Source organism: Runella defluvii, from assembly GCF_014195535.1.
GTDB classification, from domain to species: Bacteria; Bacteroidota; Bacteroidia; order Cytophagales; family Spirosomataceae; genus Runella; species Runella defluvii.
This window is the reverse complement of sequence record NZ_JACIBY010000005.1, coordinates 98,821-119,174: the sequence shown is the minus strand read 5'-3', so window position 1 is coordinate 119,174 and position 20,354 is coordinate 98,821. Positions and strand designations below refer to the sequence as shown.

The 20,354-nt window shown below is 45.1% G+C and carries 17 protein-coding genes; 7 read left to right on the top strand and 10 right to left on the bottom strand.

The genetic code is table 11. The features are described 5' to 3' along the window. Positions 1-86 precede the first annotated feature (86 nt). Both FHS57_RS13205 and FHS57_RS13200 read left to right on the top strand, forming a co-directional pair. Positions 87-1,025, top strand: a complete 939-nt coding sequence (locus FHS57_RS13205) for a fasciclin domain-containing protein (RefSeq protein ID WP_183974353.1) — start codon at positions 87-89, stop codon at positions 1,023-1,025. Positions 1,026-1,086: 61 nt separating this feature from the next. After that, the gene (locus FHS57_RS13200; protein ID WP_028524854.1) at positions 1,087-1,593 is read left to right on the top strand and encodes a hypothetical protein; all 507 of its coding nucleotides are present in this window, start codon (positions 1,087-1,089) and stop codon (positions 1,591-1,593) included. Positions 1,594-1,670: 77 nt separating this feature from the next. Here FHS57_RS13200 and FHS57_RS13195 read toward each other — a convergent pair whose 3' ends face one another. From FHS57_RS13195 to FHS57_RS13160, 8 genes are all read right to left on the bottom strand, one after another. Then, positions 1,671-3,278, bottom strand: coding sequence for an ArnT family glycosyltransferase (locus tag FHS57_RS13195; RefSeq protein WP_183974352.1), 1,608 nt, complete (start codon positions 3,276-3,278; stop codon positions 1,671-1,673). A 2-nt stretch (positions 3,279-3,280) separates the two neighbouring features. Continuing rightward, positions 3,281-3,604, bottom strand: a complete 324-nt coding sequence (locus FHS57_RS13190) for a CU044_2847 family protein (protein ID WP_183974350.1) — start codon at positions 3,602-3,604, stop codon at positions 3,281-3,283. Between the two features lie 23 nt (positions 3,605-3,627). Then, positions 3,628-6,573 carry a COR domain-containing protein gene (locus FHS57_RS13185; RefSeq protein ID WP_183974348.1) on the bottom strand — a complete coding sequence of 982 codons (2,946 nt, stop codon included), beginning with the start codon at positions 6,571-6,573 and terminating at the stop codon, positions 3,628-3,630. A gap of 146 nt (positions 6,574-6,719) precedes the next feature. Continuing rightward, entirely contained in the window at positions 6,720-7,475 is a 756-nt protein-coding gene (locus tag FHS57_RS13180; RefSeq protein ID WP_183974346.1) for a formylglycine-generating enzyme family protein, read from the bottom strand. A gap of 144 nt (positions 7,476-7,619) precedes the next feature. Beyond that, complete coding sequence (locus FHS57_RS13175) at positions 7,620-8,321, bottom strand: formylglycine-generating enzyme family protein (protein WP_183974344.1); 702 nt, start codon at positions 8,319-8,321, stop codon at positions 7,620-7,622. A 150-nt stretch (positions 8,322-8,471) separates the two neighbouring features. Beyond that, a complete protein-coding gene (locus tag FHS57_RS13170; RefSeq protein ID WP_183974336.1) occupies positions 8,472-9,212 on the bottom strand; it encodes a formylglycine-generating enzyme family protein in 741 nt (246 codons plus the stop codon). Positions 9,213-9,240: 28 nt separating this feature from the next. Then, the gene (gene pbpC, locus FHS57_RS13165; protein WP_183974963.1) at positions 9,241-11,610 is read right to left on the bottom strand and encodes a penicillin-binding protein 1C; all 2,370 of its coding nucleotides are present in this window, start codon (positions 11,608-11,610) and stop codon (positions 9,241-9,243) included. Between the two features lie 65 nt (positions 11,611-11,675). Then, the gene (locus tag FHS57_RS13160; protein ID WP_183974334.1) at positions 11,676-11,978 is read right to left on the bottom strand and encodes a DUF4286 family protein; all 303 of its coding nucleotides are present in this window, start codon (positions 11,976-11,978) and stop codon (positions 11,676-11,678) included. A gap of 156 nt (positions 11,979-12,134) precedes the next feature. Here FHS57_RS13160 and FHS57_RS13155 point away from each other — a divergent pair, with 156 nt between their 5' ends. After that, positions 12,135-12,854, top strand: a complete 720-nt coding sequence (locus FHS57_RS13155; RefSeq protein WP_229601352.1) for an AlbA family DNA-binding domain-containing protein — start codon at positions 12,135-12,137, stop codon at positions 12,852-12,854. Positions 12,855-13,079: 225 nt separating this feature from the next. Here the strand turns inward: FHS57_RS13155 and FHS57_RS13150 are convergent, their stop codons facing one another. Next, on the bottom strand, positions 13,080-14,771 hold the full coding sequence (locus FHS57_RS13150; RefSeq protein WP_183974330.1) for an amino acid permease: 1,692 nt from the start codon (positions 14,769-14,771) through the stop codon (positions 13,080-13,082). Between the two features lie 73 nt (positions 14,772-14,844). After that, positions 14,845-15,474, bottom strand: a complete 630-nt coding sequence (locus FHS57_RS13145; RefSeq protein ID WP_183974328.1) for a TIGR04282 family arsenosugar biosynthesis glycosyltransferase — start codon at positions 15,472-15,474, stop codon at positions 14,845-14,847. Positions 15,475-15,548: 74 nt separating this feature from the next. On the opposite strand from FHS57_RS13145, the gene FHS57_RS13140 reads away from it, so the two are divergent. The 4 genes from FHS57_RS13140 to FHS57_RS13125 all read left to right on the top strand — a co-directional run bounded on the left by FHS57_RS13140 (position 15,549) and on the right by FHS57_RS13125 (position 20,350). Continuing rightward, entirely contained in the window at positions 15,549-17,498 is a 1,950-nt protein-coding gene (locus FHS57_RS13140) for a DUF3857 domain-containing protein (RefSeq protein WP_183974326.1), read from the top strand. A 59-nt stretch (positions 17,499-17,557) separates the two neighbouring features. Further along, on the top strand, positions 17,558-18,106 hold the full coding sequence (locus FHS57_RS13135) for an SPOR domain-containing protein (RefSeq protein ID WP_183974324.1): 549 nt from the start codon (positions 17,558-17,560) through the stop codon (positions 18,104-18,106). Positions 18,107-18,203: 97 nt separating this feature from the next. Continuing rightward, complete coding sequence (gmd, locus tag FHS57_RS13130; protein ID WP_183974322.1) at positions 18,204-19,319, top strand: GDP-mannose 4,6-dehydratase; 1,116 nt, start codon at positions 18,204-18,206, stop codon at positions 19,317-19,319. Positions 19,320-19,426: 107 nt separating this feature from the next. Then, the gene (locus tag FHS57_RS13125) at positions 19,427-20,350 is read left to right on the top strand and encodes an Rpn family recombination-promoting nuclease/putative transposase (protein ID WP_183974320.1); all 924 of its coding nucleotides are present in this window, start codon (positions 19,427-19,429) and stop codon (positions 20,348-20,350) included. Positions 20,351-20,354: the final 4 nt, after the last annotated feature.

Genomic DNA, 20,354 nt, shown 5'->3' with positions numbered 1-20,354 from the left:
TTTCTATGCGTTTAGTGAAAAGTCACGCCCGTGTGTATTACCAAGGGCGTGGCTTTTTATTCTCAGCTATAAACTTAATTAGAAAGATGAAAAAACTCATTGGGGGCTTGATGTTACTGATAGTGGGTTTGGTAGGCTGCAAAGAAGACGACCCTCAGCCCAAAAGCATTTCCGACGTATTATTAGATCAGCAGGATTTAACCATTTTGCGCGCGGCCATCAGTCATGCGGGGCTTCAAGACGCATTTAAGACCAGTTCAGTAACGCTTTTTGCGCCCAACGACGAGGGGTTTAAAGCGTCAGGCTACGCCGACGCTGGGGCCATCACTTCCCTTCCTCCTGAGCAAGTCCGTGCGCTGATTACCAACCACGTCATCACCTCGCCATTGCCCGTAGAGTCGATGCCGTTTGGGTTAAGTAACCCCGTTAAAATGATGTCGAATGCACGCTTGTTTTTATCAAATCCTGACGGTACTCCCTACCTCAACCATGGCAAAAGTGTCAAATCAAACATTTTGGCCAATAATGGGGTGATACACATTATCAATAGGGTGATTCCGATTCCAACGCAATCATTAGCCCAAATCATCAAAAATACCCCTGATTTTAGCCTATTTCGTCAGGCTACGCGGCGGGCCATTGCGGGAGACCCTCGTCTAGCCACGTTTTACGCCGATACGTTAGGTTCGTTTCCCGTTGACCCTGCGTACACGATGTTTTTACCCACCAATCAAGCCATGATTGCGGGGAAATTTTCGCAAGCAGAAATCAACGCCACTAGCCCGATTGTCTTGGCGCGAATTGTGTCGTATCACATCATGTTGAGTCGGCTTTTTTCAAGTTTTATGGGAAATTCTACCTTGAACATGTTCGACGCTTCCTACACGGCAACGCTTGCCTCCAAATCAACGGGGCTGACCATCGCGGGACGTTCGAACCCCACTCAACCTGCCAATATTACCAAAACCGACATCACGGCCACCAATGGATTGATTCATGTGATAGATAAAGTTTTGATTCCGTGAGGCGGGAACGTAAATTTGTAAAAAATTGTATTGAACGTACTGTCAATTCATCCACGAACGCATGAAAAGTCTTGTAGTTGCTATTCTGATAAGCGCCGTTGCTTTTACGGGCTTTGTAAGTAACCAAACCTCCGAGCAAAACGAAGGAGGGACGAAGTTTCGGTATCGCGCACTTGCGGGAAATAATCCCGTGAAAATTTCTTGGGAAACACTCCGCGACGTGACTTTCAAGAAAAAATGGTATCCCGAGGAGTCGGTATATATGTTGTATCCAACGTTTGGCCCCAACATCAACAAACTCAACGGTAAAGAAATATTGTTGACGGGTTATGTACTTCCCATCGATGCCGAGTCGAACCTATACGCCTTGTCAGCCTTCCCATTCAGTGCTTGTTTCTTTTGCGGTGGGGCAGGGCCTGAGTCGGTCGTAGGCTTGAAGTTCAAGAAAAATGGCCGTAAGTTTAAAACGGACGAGCGCCATACGATGCGTGGTACGTTAAAACTAAACGCTGATAATATTTACGAGTTGAACTACAACATCGACAACGCCGAAATCTCTGACGAATAAGTCGTAAAACACTACAAAGAAGCCCCTGAAACAATGCGTTTCAGGGGCTTCTTTTTTGAATGAGTTTGTACCAATTATTAGCGCACCAATTGATGCCCGTCGTACACCGCTAAAATGGTGTTACCGTCCACCTTAATGCTGTATAGCTCCTTCGTATAAGGCGAAGCATCGGGCCGATAGCGAAACTCCGTTATGAAATAATCACATTCTAACGCCTCTCTCTTCAAGGTGTCTCTCACGGAGGGTTTTAGGTAAGTACACTCCACCCGCGCTCGCTCCGATTTGTCCAAAAGCATTCGATTATAAACCCCTGGCGTCAGGTTGGCTACTACCTTAATGTGCGGACGCTTGTCGTGTTGGACAATCCATTCAAGTCCTTGTTTGTACGATAGTCCCCAGTAATCTATTTCAAAATTCTTAGCGACGGGTGTTGGAGTGAGCGTGTTGAAATAGGTTTGCTGAAACGGATGATTGAGTCCCATCCAAACGCCCATCACAATCAGCTGCGCCAGAACTACTGCTTGGGCAGTTTTTAAGGCCAAAGGGTATTTTTTTGCATACTCAAAAACCCAGTCTAGGCCATACAAGGCTATCATCAGAAACGCCCCGTAGGTAAAATATAACTGCCTCCAGCCGTCGTACAACGTGGACTTCAACAAAATTACCAAAGCAAACGGAGCGGTGCTTATCACAAAAAAAGTCAGTTGCGTGCGCCAAGGCTCAAAGTTTTCCCAGAAAGCCGAGAAGTGCCTTACACTGTCTTTTAGTACATTTACTATCCCCAGTACCCATAGCACTACGTAAAGAAGGGGAGTTGTAATAATCACGTACCCGATGATGTAATACCACGGCAGCTCCATAGCGGGAATCCTGTCGCCAAAAAACAAAACGTCCATGTTGGCCCGAAACTTACTCATGTTCGCAAAGGCAAATTGAAAATTGGCAAGGGGAGCTTTCCATAAATACGGCCAGAACACCACCGTAAACATCGCCGTAAGCACAGCATAAGCTCCTAATTTGAGGGCAATAGGAGTTGTTTGTTTCCGTAAACGAAATAAATCAATTGCGCCCCATCCCAACGCAAGGGCAGGAATGATGACGCCCGTTAGGCGAATATTGATGGCAATGGCACTACAAATGCTAAACAGCAACAGGGGACGCCAAGCGTAGGTTTTGAGAAATTGGAGCAAAAAATAAGTACTAATGATAAAGGCCGAAAGGCAAATAATGTCTTTGCTATTGTAAAAAGACTCCGCAAATATCCTTGGGCTTGCAATAAGAAAGAGAGTTCCCAGCCACGGAAGCCACTTATTGGTAAAAACGCTGGCGGCAGTAGCGTAAAAAAAGAGGGTAGAAAGGAAGAAAACCAAAAAGGTCATCAAGTGACGGTAGTGGTACAATTGTTGGCTTTTGTCATCGGAATTGTAGCCGAGTGCTTTTTCGCCAATGACCAGCGGAACGTCAAACACCACGCCGTAGTCTTTGTCGTAGTAGTCGTGGAGTTTTGGAATGTCTGTGCTAGGCGCCAGCAAACCCAAGGTTTCACCCACGTATTGGATGGAAACGATACCATTGGCCCGATTGATGGGTTCGTCAAACGAAATACCGTAGTCTTTATAAATCGCCAATCCTAGCAGGAGATAGGCGCTAAAAAAAGCAATAACTCGCCAATTGGTTATTTTCATTCTTATTTTTTCCACGTCAACGTAATTTTAAACTCTGCCCCCGTAGCTGCCTGACAAATGGCAAAAAAGCCCGCTTTTCCTTCGGCTTTGAGGTTGAACTCTACCGAAAACTCATCGGGTTTTACCTCATCTACCACGTTTTTGAGCGCGCTTGCGGCCGCTTTTACAGTTCCTAGCGCTTCCTCAAAACGTACTTGTACTCTTTTGATGGTTGACTCTTCGCTGTCTCGGCCTCCACGGACATTGGAAGTACTGCGAATATCCTCGGCTTGCACCAAAATGGTTTCGCCTTTTTCGTTTTGGTATTCGTAAATGATGTTGGGCATGGTTTAGATGAGTTAATTTGAATTTATGATTTGGCAGGAGTTCCCTTCAACAAAACAGGAACATCTGCATGGGGTAAATTAGCTAACTTGATGGATAAAAGGCCATTATCAAAACAATCCTCAATTTCACTTAAGTCAAAGAAATCCATGTAAAATCCTTCTGCAAATTCAATAGCAGCTTTATCATCTACTTTACTACTGTTACAAATTACGTATGGAATTTTTTGAGCAATTGCTTCACCATGCGCAAATGAATTGCAGGCATTGAGAATAACAAGTTGAGCGTTTTTTGAGCGAACCATTAAACTTGTAAGCAATTCTGTCGTAACATCTGTATCCTCTAAATAAAGGCTATGCTTATCTCCATGCCCTGAATAATGAATAACGTGCGGTTTGTGATGCCCTATTTCTCTCTGAAAATCTTTACTTGTAGCAGCTAATACTGAAATAAATTCGAATCTATCTTTGTTTTCACTTAATTTAAGCTCAAATTGAGACTTTTTCCCTTCTTTGTCTGTTCTTAGTCTTGATGTATCATCAGGATTAGCCGCCAAAAACAAAATCTTAATCTTCCCTTCTATCTCACTGAAAGGCACAAACTTACGGGCGCCTTCGGCCATTGTTACTTCGTGGGGTGTTGAGTTGTCTATCATTTTTTTTGTTGAGGGGTGTTCTTTTTCTGAGCTTCGCTGTTCCGATTCTTTAGGTTTATCAAAACTTGCATTTTCATCCCTTTCCAAGAAAACTTCCAACCCATCCACTTCTATCCACGTTCCGTTCACTGTTTTAAGTTTAGGATTGTCTTTGGAGCGATTTTTCAATTCATCCAACAGCACATAATTTTCTCCGTCGAGACTGACGGTTTCTATACCCTTGCTGTCTCGCAGTTTTTCAAACAAGTTCCGAATTTTATTAAGCAATACTCTGCCTCCTGCCGTCACTCGTACCCGAATTTCATTGCCCTGACACTCTACCAGGGCATAATGAACGGCTCCATCGTGCGTATCTTTCAAAGAAATGCCCGACTTCCATATATCCCGCATTTCGGCAAGAGTTTGAGTACGTACAATAAAACTTTGAATAACTCCGTAATGCAGAAAATCGTGGCGATAGGTTAAATACCAACTCGAACGCCCCTCCCAAACATCTTCTACGCTCTTGGGCTTGTTTTCGGGCATCAACTGCGGGGCTACAAAACTTCTTTGCTCAAAATGAATTTCCCATTCTTTGAGGTCAGGATGTTCTTGAGAAGTGATTTCAAAACACATTTCACACGAAAGCATAAAGCTTACGAACAGATTTTGCTCTTCTGGACTGTATTTTTCTTCCCAAATTCCCTGCAAGTCCTCTCCCGTGAATCTGCCATTGCGGCTTTGAATGTCGTAATAAGTGGAGTTTCGTCGGCCTTTTTCGTTGGTTCTTCTGAAAATTGTATAAATCGCCTCAATCGCCCAAGCCTGATCCAAGATGATACTGTCCTGAAACAAACCCGCACGATAAAATACTACTCCTGTTTTGACCAGCCAGTTTTCTAAAACACTAATTGGATTGGTTACCTCTTTTGCCAAAATCAAATAATCGTCTAAGGAAAGGTATTTTTCGCCCGCTTTTTGTTTGAAGCGCAATGACTGACGTACTTCGGCTCTGTTTTTAGGCGTTTTCTGTTTTCGATTAAAACGCTTTGCTGCCAAACGCATGGCAGCCAGCAAAGAATTAAAGCCGTTTTCGTCCCAATCGTCTTCCTGAGAGTCAATGTGCTCAAATTTCAGAAAAGTAAAGATATCTTTGTAGGCTGCCCGAATCTCCGCCAAATCTTTCTCCCCATCCCGTTTTGTTTTTGTTTGAACCACAATCACGGGGCTGTTTTTGCCTTGATTGTGGGTGTAGTCTAACCAATAACCCAACGGATAGTTTTCATACTGACGGCACTCCTTCCCTATCTGATGTTCCGTGAACGCGCTCTGTTCGGTTTTTGAATCCCACAACACCAAATAGAGGGCGTTAGACTGCATAAAAAGACGGTGCGTGGCATGGTAAATATCTTGCCCGCCAAAATCCCAAAGGTTGAAGATGTAACTTTGGTCAGAAAACTGTTCCAATGAAATGCCATGCGTAGAGTCCCACTCAGTTTTGAATCTCTTGTAGACTAAACGCTCCACCAAACAGCTTTTGCCGACATTGCCATTGCCTATAATAAGTGTTTTGTACTCATTGTCCAACGTTTCTCCTTTGGATAAATCCTTGAAATAGGCTTTGATTTCGTTTAGGCAATTATCGTTATTTTCGACAAAGCCTCGAATATCATCAGGCAGTGGGTTAGCAGAAAGGCGTAAAAACTCCAAAACCACTAAAGGGGCATTGGATAAACAAAGTTGTATTTCGCCTGATTGGGTATTTTGAAAATGGAATGGCAGGTTTGAAAATTGATTGTTTTGAAGGTACAAAGTGCTCAATTTCGCCAAGTTAGCCACCTCAAGGCTTACTAACTGATTGCCGCTTAAATACAGGTAGGTCAAATTGGCAAAGCCTTGAGGCAACGAAAATTGGGTCAACTCATTCTCACTCACATCCATCAACACCAACGAAGGACAATCTCCCTCAAAAACAAGCCGTTGGAGGCCATTTTTTTGCAGATAGATTTGCTGCAAAGACCTGAAACCCGCAGGGAAAGTGATTTGCTTGATGGCGCAATTGTTTAAGTACAAATGCGTAAGCTGCGGCAGAGGGACTTCAAAAACCACCTCCGTGAGTGGCTCACTCCCGCTGAAGTAGAGGTATTCTAACGCTTCTGCTTCTTTGCCCAATACCAACTTCTTGAGTCGGCTATTGCCCAAACTAAAGGCCGTGATGTGCCCTGCGGCATTGAGCGCGTAGCTGTTGTCGTAGCCTTTCACCAAGAGCACGGCAGTGATGAGACCGTCGTCTTGTTGGAGGGTGAGTTTTGGGGTAAGTTCGTTGAGTCTTGCCATATTCTGTTTTGTCAAAAACGAGTTTCGACCCGCTTCGCGGGTATCTGTTCATTTGTCGCCATCTGCTTCATTTCGTCACAAGGCACTTGGTCGTCGTCCCTCCTCCCTGCGCTGCCTTGTCACTCCATTCCGCTTTCCTTTTTTACTCACGGGATTTTACCCGCCTGAACTACAGAGAAAGAAAGAACCAACCGAAGACCAACGAGGTCGTAGCGAATCCCAGGCCAGCCGTAGTCGCGGTTCGTAGAGCGGCAGTACCGCTCGTAGTTGAGCCAGCCACCGCCGCGAAACACGCGGAGCGAGCCCGTAGTAGGGCCTGTAGGATTCACTGTTACAGCAGCTGTAGAAGCACTATAGAAATCCTTATCATACCAATCACTGCACCACTCCCATACATTCCCACTCATATCGTACAAGCCCAACAAGTTCGGCGTTTTTAATCCTACTACCTGTATTTCATTCTGGCTATTTTTTCTATACCAGCCTACTTCCTCCAATTTATTGCTGCCTGCATACTCAAAAGGATATTTTTGTCCATATTTCCCTCCCTTGGCCGCGTATTCCCATTCCGCTTCCGTAGGCAAACGGTATGCAAGGCCCGTCATAGCTTTCAATTTTGGCAAAAACTCGTTCATAATATCATCGTGAGATACCTTTTCCACAGGTCGGTTCGCTCCTTTAAAATCAGATGGATTTTCTTTCTCTGTACCCGCCATCACATAGGCCCATAAAGCCTGCGTCACCGTAAACTCTCCCATCCAAAAAGAGTCTATCTTTACGCTATGCACAGGCAAAGCATCGCCCAATACACTTTCACCACCCATTTCAAATACACCTCCCTCCACCCAAAGCATCTCAAACGCGGCGGGGGTGTTTTCAAATTCGGTGTAGGAGTCTTGCATATTTTTAGCCTTCTAATTTCTTAAACGCAAAGTACACAAAGTAGGACACAATGGCCACAAAGTAGAAGCCTTTCATTGCGTTCTTTGTGCAAATTTCTTTGTGTCCTTTGTGGTAAAATGAACCCTTTTTTTGCTCACGGGATTTTACTCTACTGAGCTATATAAAAGAGCCAGTCGAAAGCCGACATAGCTAATACAGATACCTGAAAAATCTTTAGTAGAACGTATTAAATTACACTTATCCTGGGTATGTATCCACCCTCCTCCACGGTACGGAAATGTGCCACGAAACAGTAATCCGTCTACAATAAAGTCTGTATTATCACCTTCCTTACTACACCACTCACATACACTGCCACTCATATCGTACAGACCCAAGAGGTTCGGTGTTTTCAAACCTACTACCTGCGTTTCATTTTGACTGTTTTTATCGTACCAGCCTACTTCGTCCAATTTATTACTGCCCGCGTACTCAAAAGGGTATTTATGGCCATATTTTCCACCTTTGGCAGCATATTCCCACTCGGCTTCCGTAGGTAAACGGTAGTCAAGCCCCGTCATATTCTTCAGTCTCGGCAAAAACTCGTTCATAATATCTTTATAAGACACATTTTCTACGGGACGGTTTGCTCCTTTAAATTTCGAGGGATTTTCTTGCATTACATACGTCCATAACGCCTGAGTAACAGCAAACTTTCCCATCCAAAAACTATTTACCTCAACTTTATGAACAGGCAAAGAATCAGAATATTCACCTTCGCTACCCATCTCAAATACGCCTCCCTCCACCCAAAGCATATCAAACGCAGCGGGTGTGTTTTTAAATTCGGTGTAAGCGTCTTGCATATTTTTAGCCTTCCAGTTTCTTAAACGCAAAGTACACAAAGTAGGACACAATGGCCACAAAGTCTGAGTCTTTCATTGCGCTCTTTGTGCAAATTTCTTTGTGTCCTTTGTGGTAAAATGAACCCTTTTTTGCTCACGGGATTTACCCTTCTAAACTACAGAGAAAGAAAGAACCAACCGAAGACCAACGTCGTCGTCGCGATACCCAGGCCAGTCGTTGCTGCGGAGCGTAGAGCGGCAGTTCCGCTCGTAGTAGCTCCAGCCACCGCCGCGATTCACGCGGTACGAGCCCATAGTAGGGCCTGTAGGATTGACTGATACCTTGGCAGTAGAACTACTATAGAAATCCTCATCATACCAATCACTACACCACTCCCATACATTCCCACTCATATCGTACAAGCCCAATAGGTTCGACGTTTTTAATCCTACTACCTGCGTTTCATTCTGGCTATTTTTTCTATACCAGCCTACTTCCTCCAATTTATTGCTCCCCGCGTATTCAAATGGGTATTTGTCCCAATATTTCCCACCTCGCGCCGCGTACTCCCATTCGGCTTCGGTAGGCAAGCGATAAATCGTATTAGCAGGGCGGTTGTTTTTTGTATCCTCATTGAGTCTTGGTAAAAAAAGTTGGTCAATATCATTCCAAGAAACATTTTCCACAGGGCGGTTTGCACCTTTGAAATACGATGGGTTGACCATATCCGTATCACGCATCACATACTCCCACAGGGCTTGAGTCACGGGGTATTGGTCCATCCAAAAATCGCTCAACCGTACTCGGTAGGTATCACTCATTTTAAACGGGTCACCATTCATGTTCCCGTCAATCGCAATCATAGTGAAAGCAACGGGGCTGTCGGGGAAGGTTTGGAGGTAGTCTTTCATCAATTGTACTTTGTCTTGCTACAAGATACTAATTTACCGCAATTACGTTAATCCTCACATCCGTATTTCGTCCTTTATCGTCGCTGCACGAGATTTTTACTTTGCCCAGCGGTGGGGTTACAAAAAGCGGTTGCTGGGGCGAGGTTTTTTGGTACAAACGGTCGTTGAGGTACCAATACACTTCCTTTACGTCGTTGGCAGCTTGGCAAGCCAATTGCAACTGTTGCCCTTCTAAAAAATACTCACTGCCGTCGTTGGGGCTGATAATCACGGGCGCGCCCACCTCAAGCACCCGCGTGCAGGCGGGATTGTGCGGCGGGATTTTGGCGTAGGGAACGCGGTTAAGTTCGTAGTACGCTATCAGTTCGGGGGCGAGGTTGGGATACAACTTTTTGATGTAACCACTGTCGGGCAAGCACTCCGTGCAGTACGAACGCTGCCCTGTCGGGTCGGTAAATACCCATTTTACGTGTTGGCATTTGCGCGTCGAAGACACACCCATGATGGCGTAATCGAGGAGTTGGTGCGTACAAAACTCGCTCGGCACGTCGCCGCTTTCGGCACACACTTTTCGACGAACCACATCGGGCGCTGATTTGAACCAACCCGTAGGAGAGTTATAGTCGAGGGTGTTAAAAATATCGAACAACAGAGGAGTGGCAATATTGGCGCCGTTGAGCTCAGGCACACCCGCTCCCGAAAAATTTCCCACCCACACGCCCACCGTAAAACGGCGGTTGTAGCCAATGCTCCAAGCATCTTTTTTGCCGTACGAAGTGCCCGTTTTCCACGCAATACGCGGCAAATGGTAGGTATTATCAAAATTATTGGGCAAATCAGGGCGCGTTACTTGCGTCAGGATGCTGGTAATGAGGTACGTGGCCTCGGGAGAAATTAACCGCTCCCCAACTCCCTCCGCACGCGCGTTCTCATCTTTCGGGTGAGAGGTTTTTCGGCTCCCTTTTCCTGCAAGGAGAAGGGCTGGGGATGAGGGTGCATTTAATTTGTCATCCATAGTATAATGCAGCCCTTTCCATTGCCCTTCGTGCGCAAAAGCGGCAAAGAGTCGGGTGAGTTCTTCTAGGGTAACCCCGCAGCCCCCCAAAATCATCGACAAGCCCAACCCCGCCGATTGTTTTTTGACAGTTTGAAAATCGGCTTTTTTGAGGTAGTCAATCAACACGCTGGGCGTCAGGTCGCTGAGGACTTTCACGGCGGGGATGTTGAGGGAATTGGCGAGGGCAAACTCAACGGTCACTTTGCCATTGAACCGTCGGTCAAAATTTTCGGGTTCAAAGCCTCCAAAATTGGTCGGAACGTCGTTGAGGGCCGTCTTGGGCGTAATCAATCCTTTGTCAAACCCCACGGCATACAGCAAGGGTTTCAGCGTACTGCCCGGCGAGCGTACCGCCCGTACGCCATCCACTTGGCCACCGTCGTAGGGATTGTTAAAATCGGCCGAACCTACGTAAGCTTCCACGTTCATGGTTTCGTTGTTAATCACCACCACCGCCGCGTTGTGGATGTTCATACTTCGCAGGCGGTTTACGTAGTTGCGGGTCAATTGCTCGGCTTGGGTTTGGCGCGCAGGCACGAGGGTACTTCGGACGATAGGCAGTTGGGGATATTGTTTCCGCAAACGAATCGCCAAATGGGGAGCCAACTTGGGCGCTTCCCGACGTTCGGCGCGGAGGGGTTCGCGCAGGGCATCTTCAATCACCTGCGGGTCAAACAAAGCTGCCTTCTCAAAGCGCCGAAGCCATTTGTTGCGTTCTTGTACGATGTAGGGATTTTTTCGTCCCAAACGTAGGCTAGAAGGACGGTTGGGAATAATCGTCAGCGTCGTAATTTCGGCCAGGCTCAACACTTGGGGCAACTTTCCAAAATACAACATTGAGGCCGATTTAATGCCTTCCACGTTGCTGCCGTATGGAATCAGGTTGAGGTAAAGCTGTAAAATTTCGTCTTTGGAATAATGCCATTCGAGCTGCATTGCCCGCAGCATTTCGATGATTTTACTCCCGTACGTACGTTTTCGGGGTTCGAGCAGGCGCACCACTTGCATCGTAATGGTCGATGCCCCCGACGTCCGCCGCCCCGTGGTGAGGTTTTTGGCCAACGCCCTTCCTACCGACACAGGATTGATGCCAAAGTGGTAATAAAAATAGCGGTCTTCTTTTTGGAGAATGGTCTGGCGAAGCAGGGGCGTAATCTCGTCGAGCTCGGTGTAGAGCCGCCATTTGTCTTCTTCATTGAGGAAGGCGTGCAGCACTGTTCCGTCCGATGCTGTCACTAGGGTAGAGTAGCGAGGATTTACCCGAAAAGGAAAGGCTAAATCAATTAGTAACAACGCGATAAAAAAGCCCGCAGAAAGCCAAAAAGCCCGTTTTTTTGTCATGCTCAAGGCACTTTCCAACAACTGTTTGGCGGTTTTAGAGGCATTCGGCATGACAAAAAATACGTTTAAACTTCTTCCAGAAGTGTTCTAAATGACACGTACTTATTAACGTAACGGTCGTGGTGTTTCTGTTGAAGCTCCGACGAATGAAGTTGTTGATACGTAAAATAAGCCTCCATGGATGGAAAATAGTATTGACAAGAATACGTGATTCCTTCACTCTCAATTTCAGTAAGCAAGCGAAGCAATTTGCTGCCTTCGGGCAGTCCTGTTGCCATTACTTCGGGCATGTGTATTGCCTTCATCCACTGCAACCAATCTTGTTCGATGGCTGGGTCAATGTTTACTGTGACGCTATACAGAATCATATTTGCGTTTTTTTTGTTTTAATTGTGGGTGCAATATTTAAAAAAATGAGCAGCTTTTCGGTACCACAAAAAAATAATGTTCAAGCCTTGGGGACTTCGTCAGGAAATAGTAGCTTTAGTCAACACATTCGTTCCTCCGAATTTAGACCCTTTCCCATGGACTACAAAACACTCCGCGAATTGGTCAGACAGGGTGAAGGAAAGCACATTGAGTTTAAACTCAAGACCAATCACCCCGAAAAAATTGTCCGCGAAATCGTCGCTTTCGCCAATTCGGGCGGTGGCTACCTCTTTATCGGAGTAGGCGACGACCGCAGCATCAAGGGCCTCAAATACGCCGACGAAGACGAATACCTGCTCGTGCGAGCCATTGAAAAATACTGTTCTCCTGGCATTGAGTACGAAATCGAACGAATTCCTATTGGGGAAGAGCGTGACGTGTTGGTATTCACCATTTTGCCGAGTCCCAAACGCCCTCACTACGTTTTACAACCTGCCGAAGTAACCGTAGCGACGGTCAAACCATCGCCAAAAACGCCCCCTCAAAAGAGCAATAAAAACGCATCGTCTTCGACTAACTTAGTCAAAAAAACCTACATCCGTGTAGCCGACCGCTCGATTCAGGCGAGCTGGGAAATGCGGGAAATCTTACGCCGTCAGGACGACGACCGTAACGTCAAGTTTCAATATGGCGACAAAGAGCGAAAGCTTATGCAGCACCTGGATCAGCACCAAAGTGTGACGGTGGCAGATTTTGCAAGTGTGGCGGGAATTTCGCGGAATATTGCCTCAAAAACCCTCGTATTACTGGTTTTGGCCAATGTTCTGGATGTTCATCCCGACGAAACGGTTGATCGGTTTACGGTACACGCCTAGTCTAAAAACAAAATCCGCTTTCTCTAAAAAAGAAAGCGGATTCTTGTACTACCTAAACCTCTACCATTATACTACTTTCGATGTCACCAGTTCTATAGTCACATCGAATATGGTACTAGTAAAACTTCATTAAGGAGGAAAATGTTCGCCACTTTAGACAAATTTGCAAAAAAAAGTTTCGCGAATAGTCGGTTTGTGAACAAGGCTCGACACCCAGTTTTTCTATTATTTTCCAATCAAATTACTTTTTCGATAACCGTAGCCAAAGTAAATCACTAGGCCGATAATCAACCAAATCAGGAACATTATCCAGTTGGAGATGCCCAATTCGGTCATCAGGTACAAGTTGGTTAAAATTCCCAACACAGGGAGTAAAGAAAAACGTTGCAGAAAACTCGCGATGGCTAAACCCAACCACACCAACCACAGCACAATCAATAACGGTTTTTCGGTGAGGTGTTCTACAAAACCTCCTTGTGAGTAAGTCCAAGCCAAAGCTGCAACCATCAAAACGCCTACGGTATATTTCCCGTTTACATAAGGTACTTTAAACTTAGAAGGAGTTTTTTGCTTGTCGAGGTACAAAATACCCGCACACACGATGATAAAGGCAAACAACGTTCCTACGCTGGTGAGGTCGGTGACAAACTTCATGTTCATAAACAACGACGGAATGGCTACCAGAACCCCCGTCAAAATCGTTGAAAATGAAGGTGTTTTGTACTTAGGGTGAATTTTTCCAAACGACTTTGGTAACAATCCATCGCGGCTCATTGTCATCCAAATCCGCGGCTGACCGATTTGATAGGCCAACAGCGCGCTTGTCATCGCGACTACGGCGCTTACCGCGATAATTCCTGACAATGACGACAAAAACGACTTCTGCCAGCCTACTGCATTTTGAGAAACACTTTTGAACACGTAGGCCAACGGGTCATCCACTTTGAGTTCTTTGTGCGACACCATGCCGTTCAAAACAAGGGCAATGGTTACGTATAAAACGGTACAAATGATGAGCGAATAAATAATCGAACGCGGCAAGTCGCGCTGTGGATTCTGGCATTCTTCGGCCGTTGTTGAAACGGAATCAAAACCAATAAACGAGAAAAAGACCGCCGATACACCCAGCAAAACCCCGTTCATGCCATTGGGGGCAAACGGTTCCCAGTTTTCGGGATTTACGTAGAAAGCACCAATGATGATAACCGCTAAAATCACAATCACTTTAAACAAGACCAACGCATTGCCCGTCGTACGGGATTCTTTGATGCCGATGTAGGCCAATACTGTAATAAAAACCGTCACCAATGCCGCAGGAATATTCATCAATACCTTGAATCCGCCAATCATGGGTGCGGTACGGAAGGCTTCTTCTTGAGACACCAAGCGCGGATTAGGCACTCCTCCTGCCTTTATTACTTCCTGAAACTCGTTAAATCCATCGCGGGCTGAGATAAAATCTGTGGCTAAGTATTCGGGGAAATGAATGCCAAATCGCTCCAGCATTTCCATAAAATACCCCGACCAACCGATGGCAATCACCATGTTACTAACGGCGTACTCTAAAATCAGCGCCCAGCCAATGATCCAGGCCAATAACTCCCCAAACGAAACGTAGGTATAAGTATAGGCACTTCCACTGACAGGAATCGTGGAGGCGAATTGGGCATAACACAAACCCGTAAATGCACAGGCAAAGGCAATAAAAACAAACAAAAGCGAGACCGCCGCTCCTCCGTCGTAGCTGGCGTTTCCGATGGTACTAAAAATTCCTCCTCCAATGATGGCCGCAATTCCAAACGAGGTCAAATCTTTTACGCTCAGGACTTTGGCCATGCTGCCGTGGCCATCTTCGCCCGTTTTGATGTCGTTCAAAACTTGGCTCACCGATTTTTTTCGAAAGAGAGAGTTACTCATCGTGACTATGATTTAGGGTTTAGTTGTTGAATACGATTGGTAAAAATAGAAATTATTGGGATACCTTCTAGCATTACGATGACGGAAGCCGTGCAGATTCCCGTAAATAATCCTCCCACGTGTCCACGTCCGACAAGGTTTCGCCAACCCAAAAGGAGGTGGAGTGCGCTTGAGCATCCGCCAACGTCTCCGCTAAAAGCGACGGCTGACTCCATGATTTGTTCTCAAACAAAAAGCGGTGCAGCTGCTTCATTCCCAGCAAATAGTATCCACCATCGTCGGCTGGGCCTAGCACGATGTCGTGTTGCTGAAGCTCAGAAAATGCCTGAGAGAGATGATGAGCACGCAAAGCGAGGCAATCGCTGCCCACAATCACCACGCGTTCTGCGTTTTCGTTGAGTTCTTCTTCAAACGCGGCTTTCATTCGAGCGCCCAAGTCGGGTACATTGGGTTGCATTTTTTTGAGAAAGCCCAATCCTGACCAGCTATCCTGAGGGTTTATAAAATCTCCGTAATAAATCACCACTTTTTTCTTTTGCGCTGCTTCATCGACCAAAAACCATTCGTAAATCACTCTTTTTGTGTGCTTTAGCAGCTCAATATACACTTCTACGGCCTTTTCATCCCCTACCGTAGCCGCCACTCGGGTCTTTACTTTTCCTCGAACTGGATTTTTTACAAAAACAATAAGCGTACAATTCATTCGTTTGCGTTGGATAGTTGACAGAAAGATAGTAAGATTGACAAAAATTAACGTTGTACCCCCTTGCAAATTTCATGAAACGACTCCTTTGGATAGTATTCCTCACCACATCAGTGCTCCACGCTCAAAATGTAGCTTTCAAAAAACTCATTGACAGCAGCCCTCTCGACACCAAACTGGCTACGTTGACCGATAGCGAACAAAAAGAATCGGGCGTAATGCTCCGTCATCAACTTTATGTCGAATATACCTTCGATTCACTTGGGCAATTATCCTGCTTACAAGGCATTGTGAAGCGCATTCGCATCAATGACTCCAAGGCCATTGAAATGTACAATAAAATCGTCCTGCCTGTGCCTAACACCAACGACCTTATTTACCTCAAAGCACGTAGCATTAGCAAAAATGGTACGGTTAAAGAAGTCGGAATGGAGGCCGTGAAAGAATTGGAAGAACAAGGCAGGGTCTATAAAATTCTAGCCGTAGAAGGGCTTGAGATTGGTGGAGAATTGGAATACACCACGCTTTTCCGCCGTAGTAGTTCGCTGTTTGGGGGCGAAATTCTCCAAAGCGATATTCCCGTTCGGAAGGTAGAAGTAAAAATTATTACCCCTGCTTACCTTCAATTTGAAGCCAAGGTGTATAATGCCCCCGCCACGATTTCGTCGGATACCCTCAACGAAAAGCGTACGATTTCGGTGGGACTTCAGAACCTTTCCCCAATTTACGAGGAAAAGTACGCCAACCTCAAAGCCAACTTAATTCGCCTCGATTACAAACTTTCGTATAACCTCAGTCGCGGCCCCGAGCGCCTCTATACGTGGCAAAGTGCCGCCGAAACGTTTTTTGATTACCTTCGGTCGGGGATAGACGATTCCAAAAAAGACATTGACGCGTTGCTGGCCAAAGAAAAAATCAAAGGATTAGCTCCTGAATTGGCGGTGAAAAAGTTAGAAAATTACGTCAAAACCAACATTGCGTTGAAAGAAGAAGAGGACGCCGACGTGGCTTCGGATGTACTCAAAAAGCAGTATGCTTCAAAAGCAGGCATGATGAAATTGTACATCGCTGCCCTCGAATCGTTGAACATTCCGTACGAAATTGTCATTGGATGTAGTCGGACCGATGCGGTCTTTGATCCAAAATTTGAATCCTGGAATTTTTTGGATGAATACTTGCTCTATTTCCCAACCACCAAGAAGTTTTTGGACCCAGGTAGTCCGATTTTCCGTTACGGGATGATTGACCAAACAATGGAAGGAAATCAGGCATTGTTTATTAAAAAGAAAAAAGAAGGCAACGACATCGTGCCCGAAAGCGAGATTCGATTAGTGCCCTTTTCAACCATCGCCGACAACCACGACGACTTGTTGGTTGACGTGTCGTTTTCGCCAACCATGGACCAAATTCAAGGCAAAGTAACGCGCCAAATGACGGGGCATCAAGCCGCTCAATTGCGCCCGTATTATCATTTTGTCAAAGCCGAAGAAGAGCGGAAAGCGCTTACCAATGAAATTGTTAAATCGACCCTCAAGCCCGACGTTACTTATACCAACCCCCAAATCAAAAATACCAATCTCAACTCAGACGAAGTAAACAAACCGTTTATTTTTAGTGTTGACATCGTCCTTAAAAGTGTGGTAGAACGGGCTGGGAAAAAGTATTTGTTTAAAGTAGGAGAATTGATTGGGCCGCAGGTAGAAATGTACAACGAACGCGCCCGTCAGTATCCCATTGATATGGGCAACGCTCACGCCTACAAACGCCTGATGAAAGTAAAGATTCCTGAGGGATATAAAGTGAGTGGTTTGGAAAGCCTTCGTCGCAACATCACAGATGGCAGAACTCCCGCAGTAATGGGCTTTACTTCTGATTATAAATTGGAAGGAAACCTACTTACAATTACCATCGATGAGTTTTACAAGGAAGTATTACAACCGATTGATATTTACGAGCCTTTCCAAAAAGTAATCAATGCGGCGGCTGATTTCAACAAAGTAACGCTCTTATTGGAGAAAAAATAAAACTCTAACGGAGATTCCCTATTTTTGTATTTCAGAAACAGATTAATCGCTTTTTGAGCATGATTTTCAAGTATTTGGCATTGGGAATGGCGTCGGCCTTACTATTGATTGGCTGTGTTACCTCCAAACCCGTCGGCACGAAATCAACCACTACTGTGGACCCTTACAGTACGTATGACGAAGACTTTACGGCGATTCGTCCCCGTTACAAAGAAACCGTAATTTCGGAAAGCGCTACGGCCAAAAAGCCCGAAGTAAAACGCGTATTGTCGGATCAGCCGTTGCACATCAATCGCCAATTAGATGCGGTTGTGGATACGATTGCGCTTCGTAATAAGTCTATTCGGTTTGCGGCGGGTTTTCGTATTCAGATTTACGTTGGCAACACCCGTAAAGAAGCCGACGACGCCCGCTTGTATTCGTACCAAACTTTTCCCGAACTCAACCCTTACATGGTATATAACCAACCCACGTATCGGATTCGGATTGGTGATTTTATGACACGCTTGGATGCTGAGCGTTATCTTCAACAAGTACGTCAACGCTATGAATCAGCGGTAGTTGTGCCTGAGAAAATAGATTTGAAGAAGAGTCTATTGGTAAAATAGTTACTTTTGTCGTTCTGATTTTGTCAAAAGATTAGATTGATTGCTTAACACAAAGTTTTGCCTCCGCTTAGTGGCACAACTCTTTTTATAAATTACGATGAAAAAACGCGCACTCATTACGGGTATCACGGGTCAGGATGGAGCTTATTTGGCCGAATTTTTACTAAATAAAGGATACGAAGTTCACGGTATCAAACGCCGTAGTTCGTTGTTCAATACCCAACGTATCGACCACCTCTACGAAGATCCCCACGAAAACGACGTTCGTTTGGTGCTTCACTACGGAGATTTATCGGACTCGACCAATATCATTCGATTGATTCAGGAAATCCAGCCTGACGAAATTTATAACCTCGGGGCACAGTCGCACGTACGAGTGAGTTTCGACGAACCCGAATATACCGCTCAAGTTGACGGCTTAGGAACGATGCGTATTTTGGAAGCAGTTCGTTTGTTGGGGCTCACTAAGAAAACGCGTGTTTATCAAGCTTCTACCTCCGAACTATACGGTTTAGTACAGGCCGTTCCCCAGTCAGAAGCTACGCCTTTTTATCCACGTTCTCCTTACGCCGTGGCTAAACTATACGGCTACTGGATTACGGTCAATTACCGCGAAGCCTACGATATGTTTGCGGTAAACGGGATTTTGTTCAACCACGAGTCACCCCTTCGCGGCGAGACATTCGTGACGCGTAAAATCACCCGCGCCGTAGCACGTATCGCTTTGGGACTTCAAGAGAAGGTATTTTTGGGTAATCTCGACGCCCAACGCGACTGGGGCCACGCCAAAGATTACGTAGAAGCGATGTGGTTGATGTTGCAACAAGATACCCCTGAGGATTTTGTCATTGCCACGGGAAAAACTACCTACATTCGTGATTTTGTGCGCATGGCGTTTGCTGAAGTAGGCATTGAATTAGAATTTAAAGGAGAAGGAGTTGATGAAATGGCCGTTGTTACCAAGTGCAATAACCCAAGTTATCAACTACCTGTGGGCAAAGAAGTGGTAGGCATCGACCCACGCTATTTCCGCCCAACCGAAGTTGATTTATTGATTGGTGACCCTACCAAAGCCAACACAAAACTAGGCTGGATTCCTAAATATGACCTCCCTGCCCTCGTCAAAGAAATGGTAGAAGCAGATTTGGACATTTTCAAGCGTGACCAATTGCTCGAACGCGAAGGTCACCGTACATTGAACTACTACGAATAGTATATATTTTTTTCACAAACACCAACGCCCTGAAGCTTCGGCTTTCAGGGCGTTGGTGTTTATAGGAGCTAGTAACTATTTTTTGATTACACAACCTTTTTTGATGTATGAAACGAGACGATAGTCTATGGAAAGCCATTTTAGAAGACGTTTTCGACGATTTTCTGAGGTTTTTCTTTGATAATGCCGAAGAGCTGTTTGATTTTCGAAAACCTTTTGAGTTTTTAGATAAGGAACTCGAACAGCTTTTTCCAATAAATCCTGACGATTTCTCCCCGAAATACGTTGATAAATTGATAAAAGTATTTACTAAAACGGGTGATGAAAAGTGGATTTTGGTACATATTGAAGTGCAAGCCAATACCGATAATCTATTTGCTCATCGAATGTTTCAGTATTTTTATCGAATTTATGACAGATACCAGCGCCCGATTACTGCTTTCGCTATCTTAACGGATAAAAACAAGCGCTTTAAACCGCTGTATTTCGAGGAATCTTATTTGGGAACCAAATTACGATATGATTTTAACACGTATAAAGTCCTAGAGCAAAACCCAGAAGTATTAACCAACAGCAATAATCCTTTTGCAATGGTCGTATTAACTGTGTTGGTAGCCTTGCAAAAAGGGAAAGTGACCGAAAGCGAACTATTAAACCAAAAAATAGATTTACTTAAACGGCTGATAAGCAAGGGGTATTCTCGGGATAAAATAGAAGCGTTAATGGGCTTTTTAAAGTTGTATGTACGTTTTGGAAAGAACGAAAATGATGTTAAATTTGATAAAGCCATTGAGCAACTCCTAAATAAACCAAAAGAAACAATGGGAATCGTAGAGTTTGTGTTAGAAAGAGAACGTCGCCTAGGAGAGAAAAAGGGTATTGAGAAAGGCATTGAGAAAGAACGCTATGAGCGTAACTTTGCCTTTGTGAGCAGGCTGTTAAAGGAAACTGATTTTGACGATGCTAAAATCGCCGAATTAGCTTCAGTCCCTCTTGAGTTTGTTCAAAATGTACGTCAACAAAACGCATGAGGCG

Coding starts and splice junctions, on each gene's coding strand:
- FHS57_RS13205 (WP_183974353.1), top strand. CDS start 87: ATGAAAAAACTCATTGGGGGCTTGATGTTACTGATAGTGGGTTTGGTA.
- FHS57_RS13200 (WP_028524854.1), top strand. CDS start 1,087: ATGAAAAGTCTTGTAGTTGCTATTCTGATAAGCGCCGTTGCTTTTACG.
- FHS57_RS13195 (WP_183974352.1), bottom strand. CDS start 3,278: ATGAAAATAACCAATTGGCGAGTTATTGCTTTTTTTAGCGCCTATCTC.
- FHS57_RS13190 (WP_183974350.1), bottom strand. CDS start 3,604: ATGCCCAACATCATTTACGAATACCAAAACGAAAAAGGCGAAACCATT.
- FHS57_RS13185 (WP_183974348.1), bottom strand. CDS start 6,573: ATGGCAAGACTCAACGAACTTACCCCAAAACTCACCCTCCAACAAGAC.
- FHS57_RS13180 (WP_183974346.1), bottom strand. CDS start 7,475: ATGCAAGACTCCTACACCGAATTTGAAAACACCCCCGCCGCGTTTGAG.
- FHS57_RS13175 (WP_183974344.1), bottom strand. CDS start 8,321: ATGCAAGACGCTTACACCGAATTTAAAAACACACCCGCTGCGTTTGAT.
- FHS57_RS13170 (WP_183974336.1), bottom strand. CDS start 9,212: ATGAAAGACTACCTCCAAACCTTCCCCGACAGCCCCGTTGCTTTCACT.
- pbpC (WP_183974963.1), bottom strand. CDS start 11,610: ATGACAAAAAAACGGGCTTTTTGGCTTTCTGCGGGCTTTTTTATCGCG.
- FHS57_RS13160 (WP_183974334.1), bottom strand. CDS start 11,978: ATGATTCTGTATAGCGTCACAGTAAACATTGACCCAGCCATCGAACAA.
- FHS57_RS13155 (WP_229601352.1), top strand. CDS start 12,135: ATGGACTACAAAACACTCCGCGAATTGGTCAGACAGGGTGAAGGAAAG.
- FHS57_RS13150 (WP_183974330.1), bottom strand. CDS start 14,771: ATGAGTAACTCTCTCTTTCGAAAAAAATCGGTGAGCCAAGTTTTGAAC.
- FHS57_RS13145 (WP_183974328.1), bottom strand. CDS start 15,474: ATGAATTGTACGCTTATTGTTTTTGTAAAAAATCCAGTTCGAGGAAAA.
- FHS57_RS13140 (WP_183974326.1), top strand. CDS start 15,549: ATGAAACGACTCCTTTGGATAGTATTCCTCACCACATCAGTGCTCCAC.
- FHS57_RS13135 (WP_183974324.1), top strand. CDS start 17,558: ATGATTTTCAAGTATTTGGCATTGGGAATGGCGTCGGCCTTACTATTG.
- gmd (WP_183974322.1), top strand. CDS start 18,204: ATGAAAAAACGCGCACTCATTACGGGTATCACGGGTCAGGATGGAGCT.
- FHS57_RS13125 (WP_183974320.1), top strand. CDS start 19,427: ATGAAACGAGACGATAGTCTATGGAAAGCCATTTTAGAAGACGTTTTC.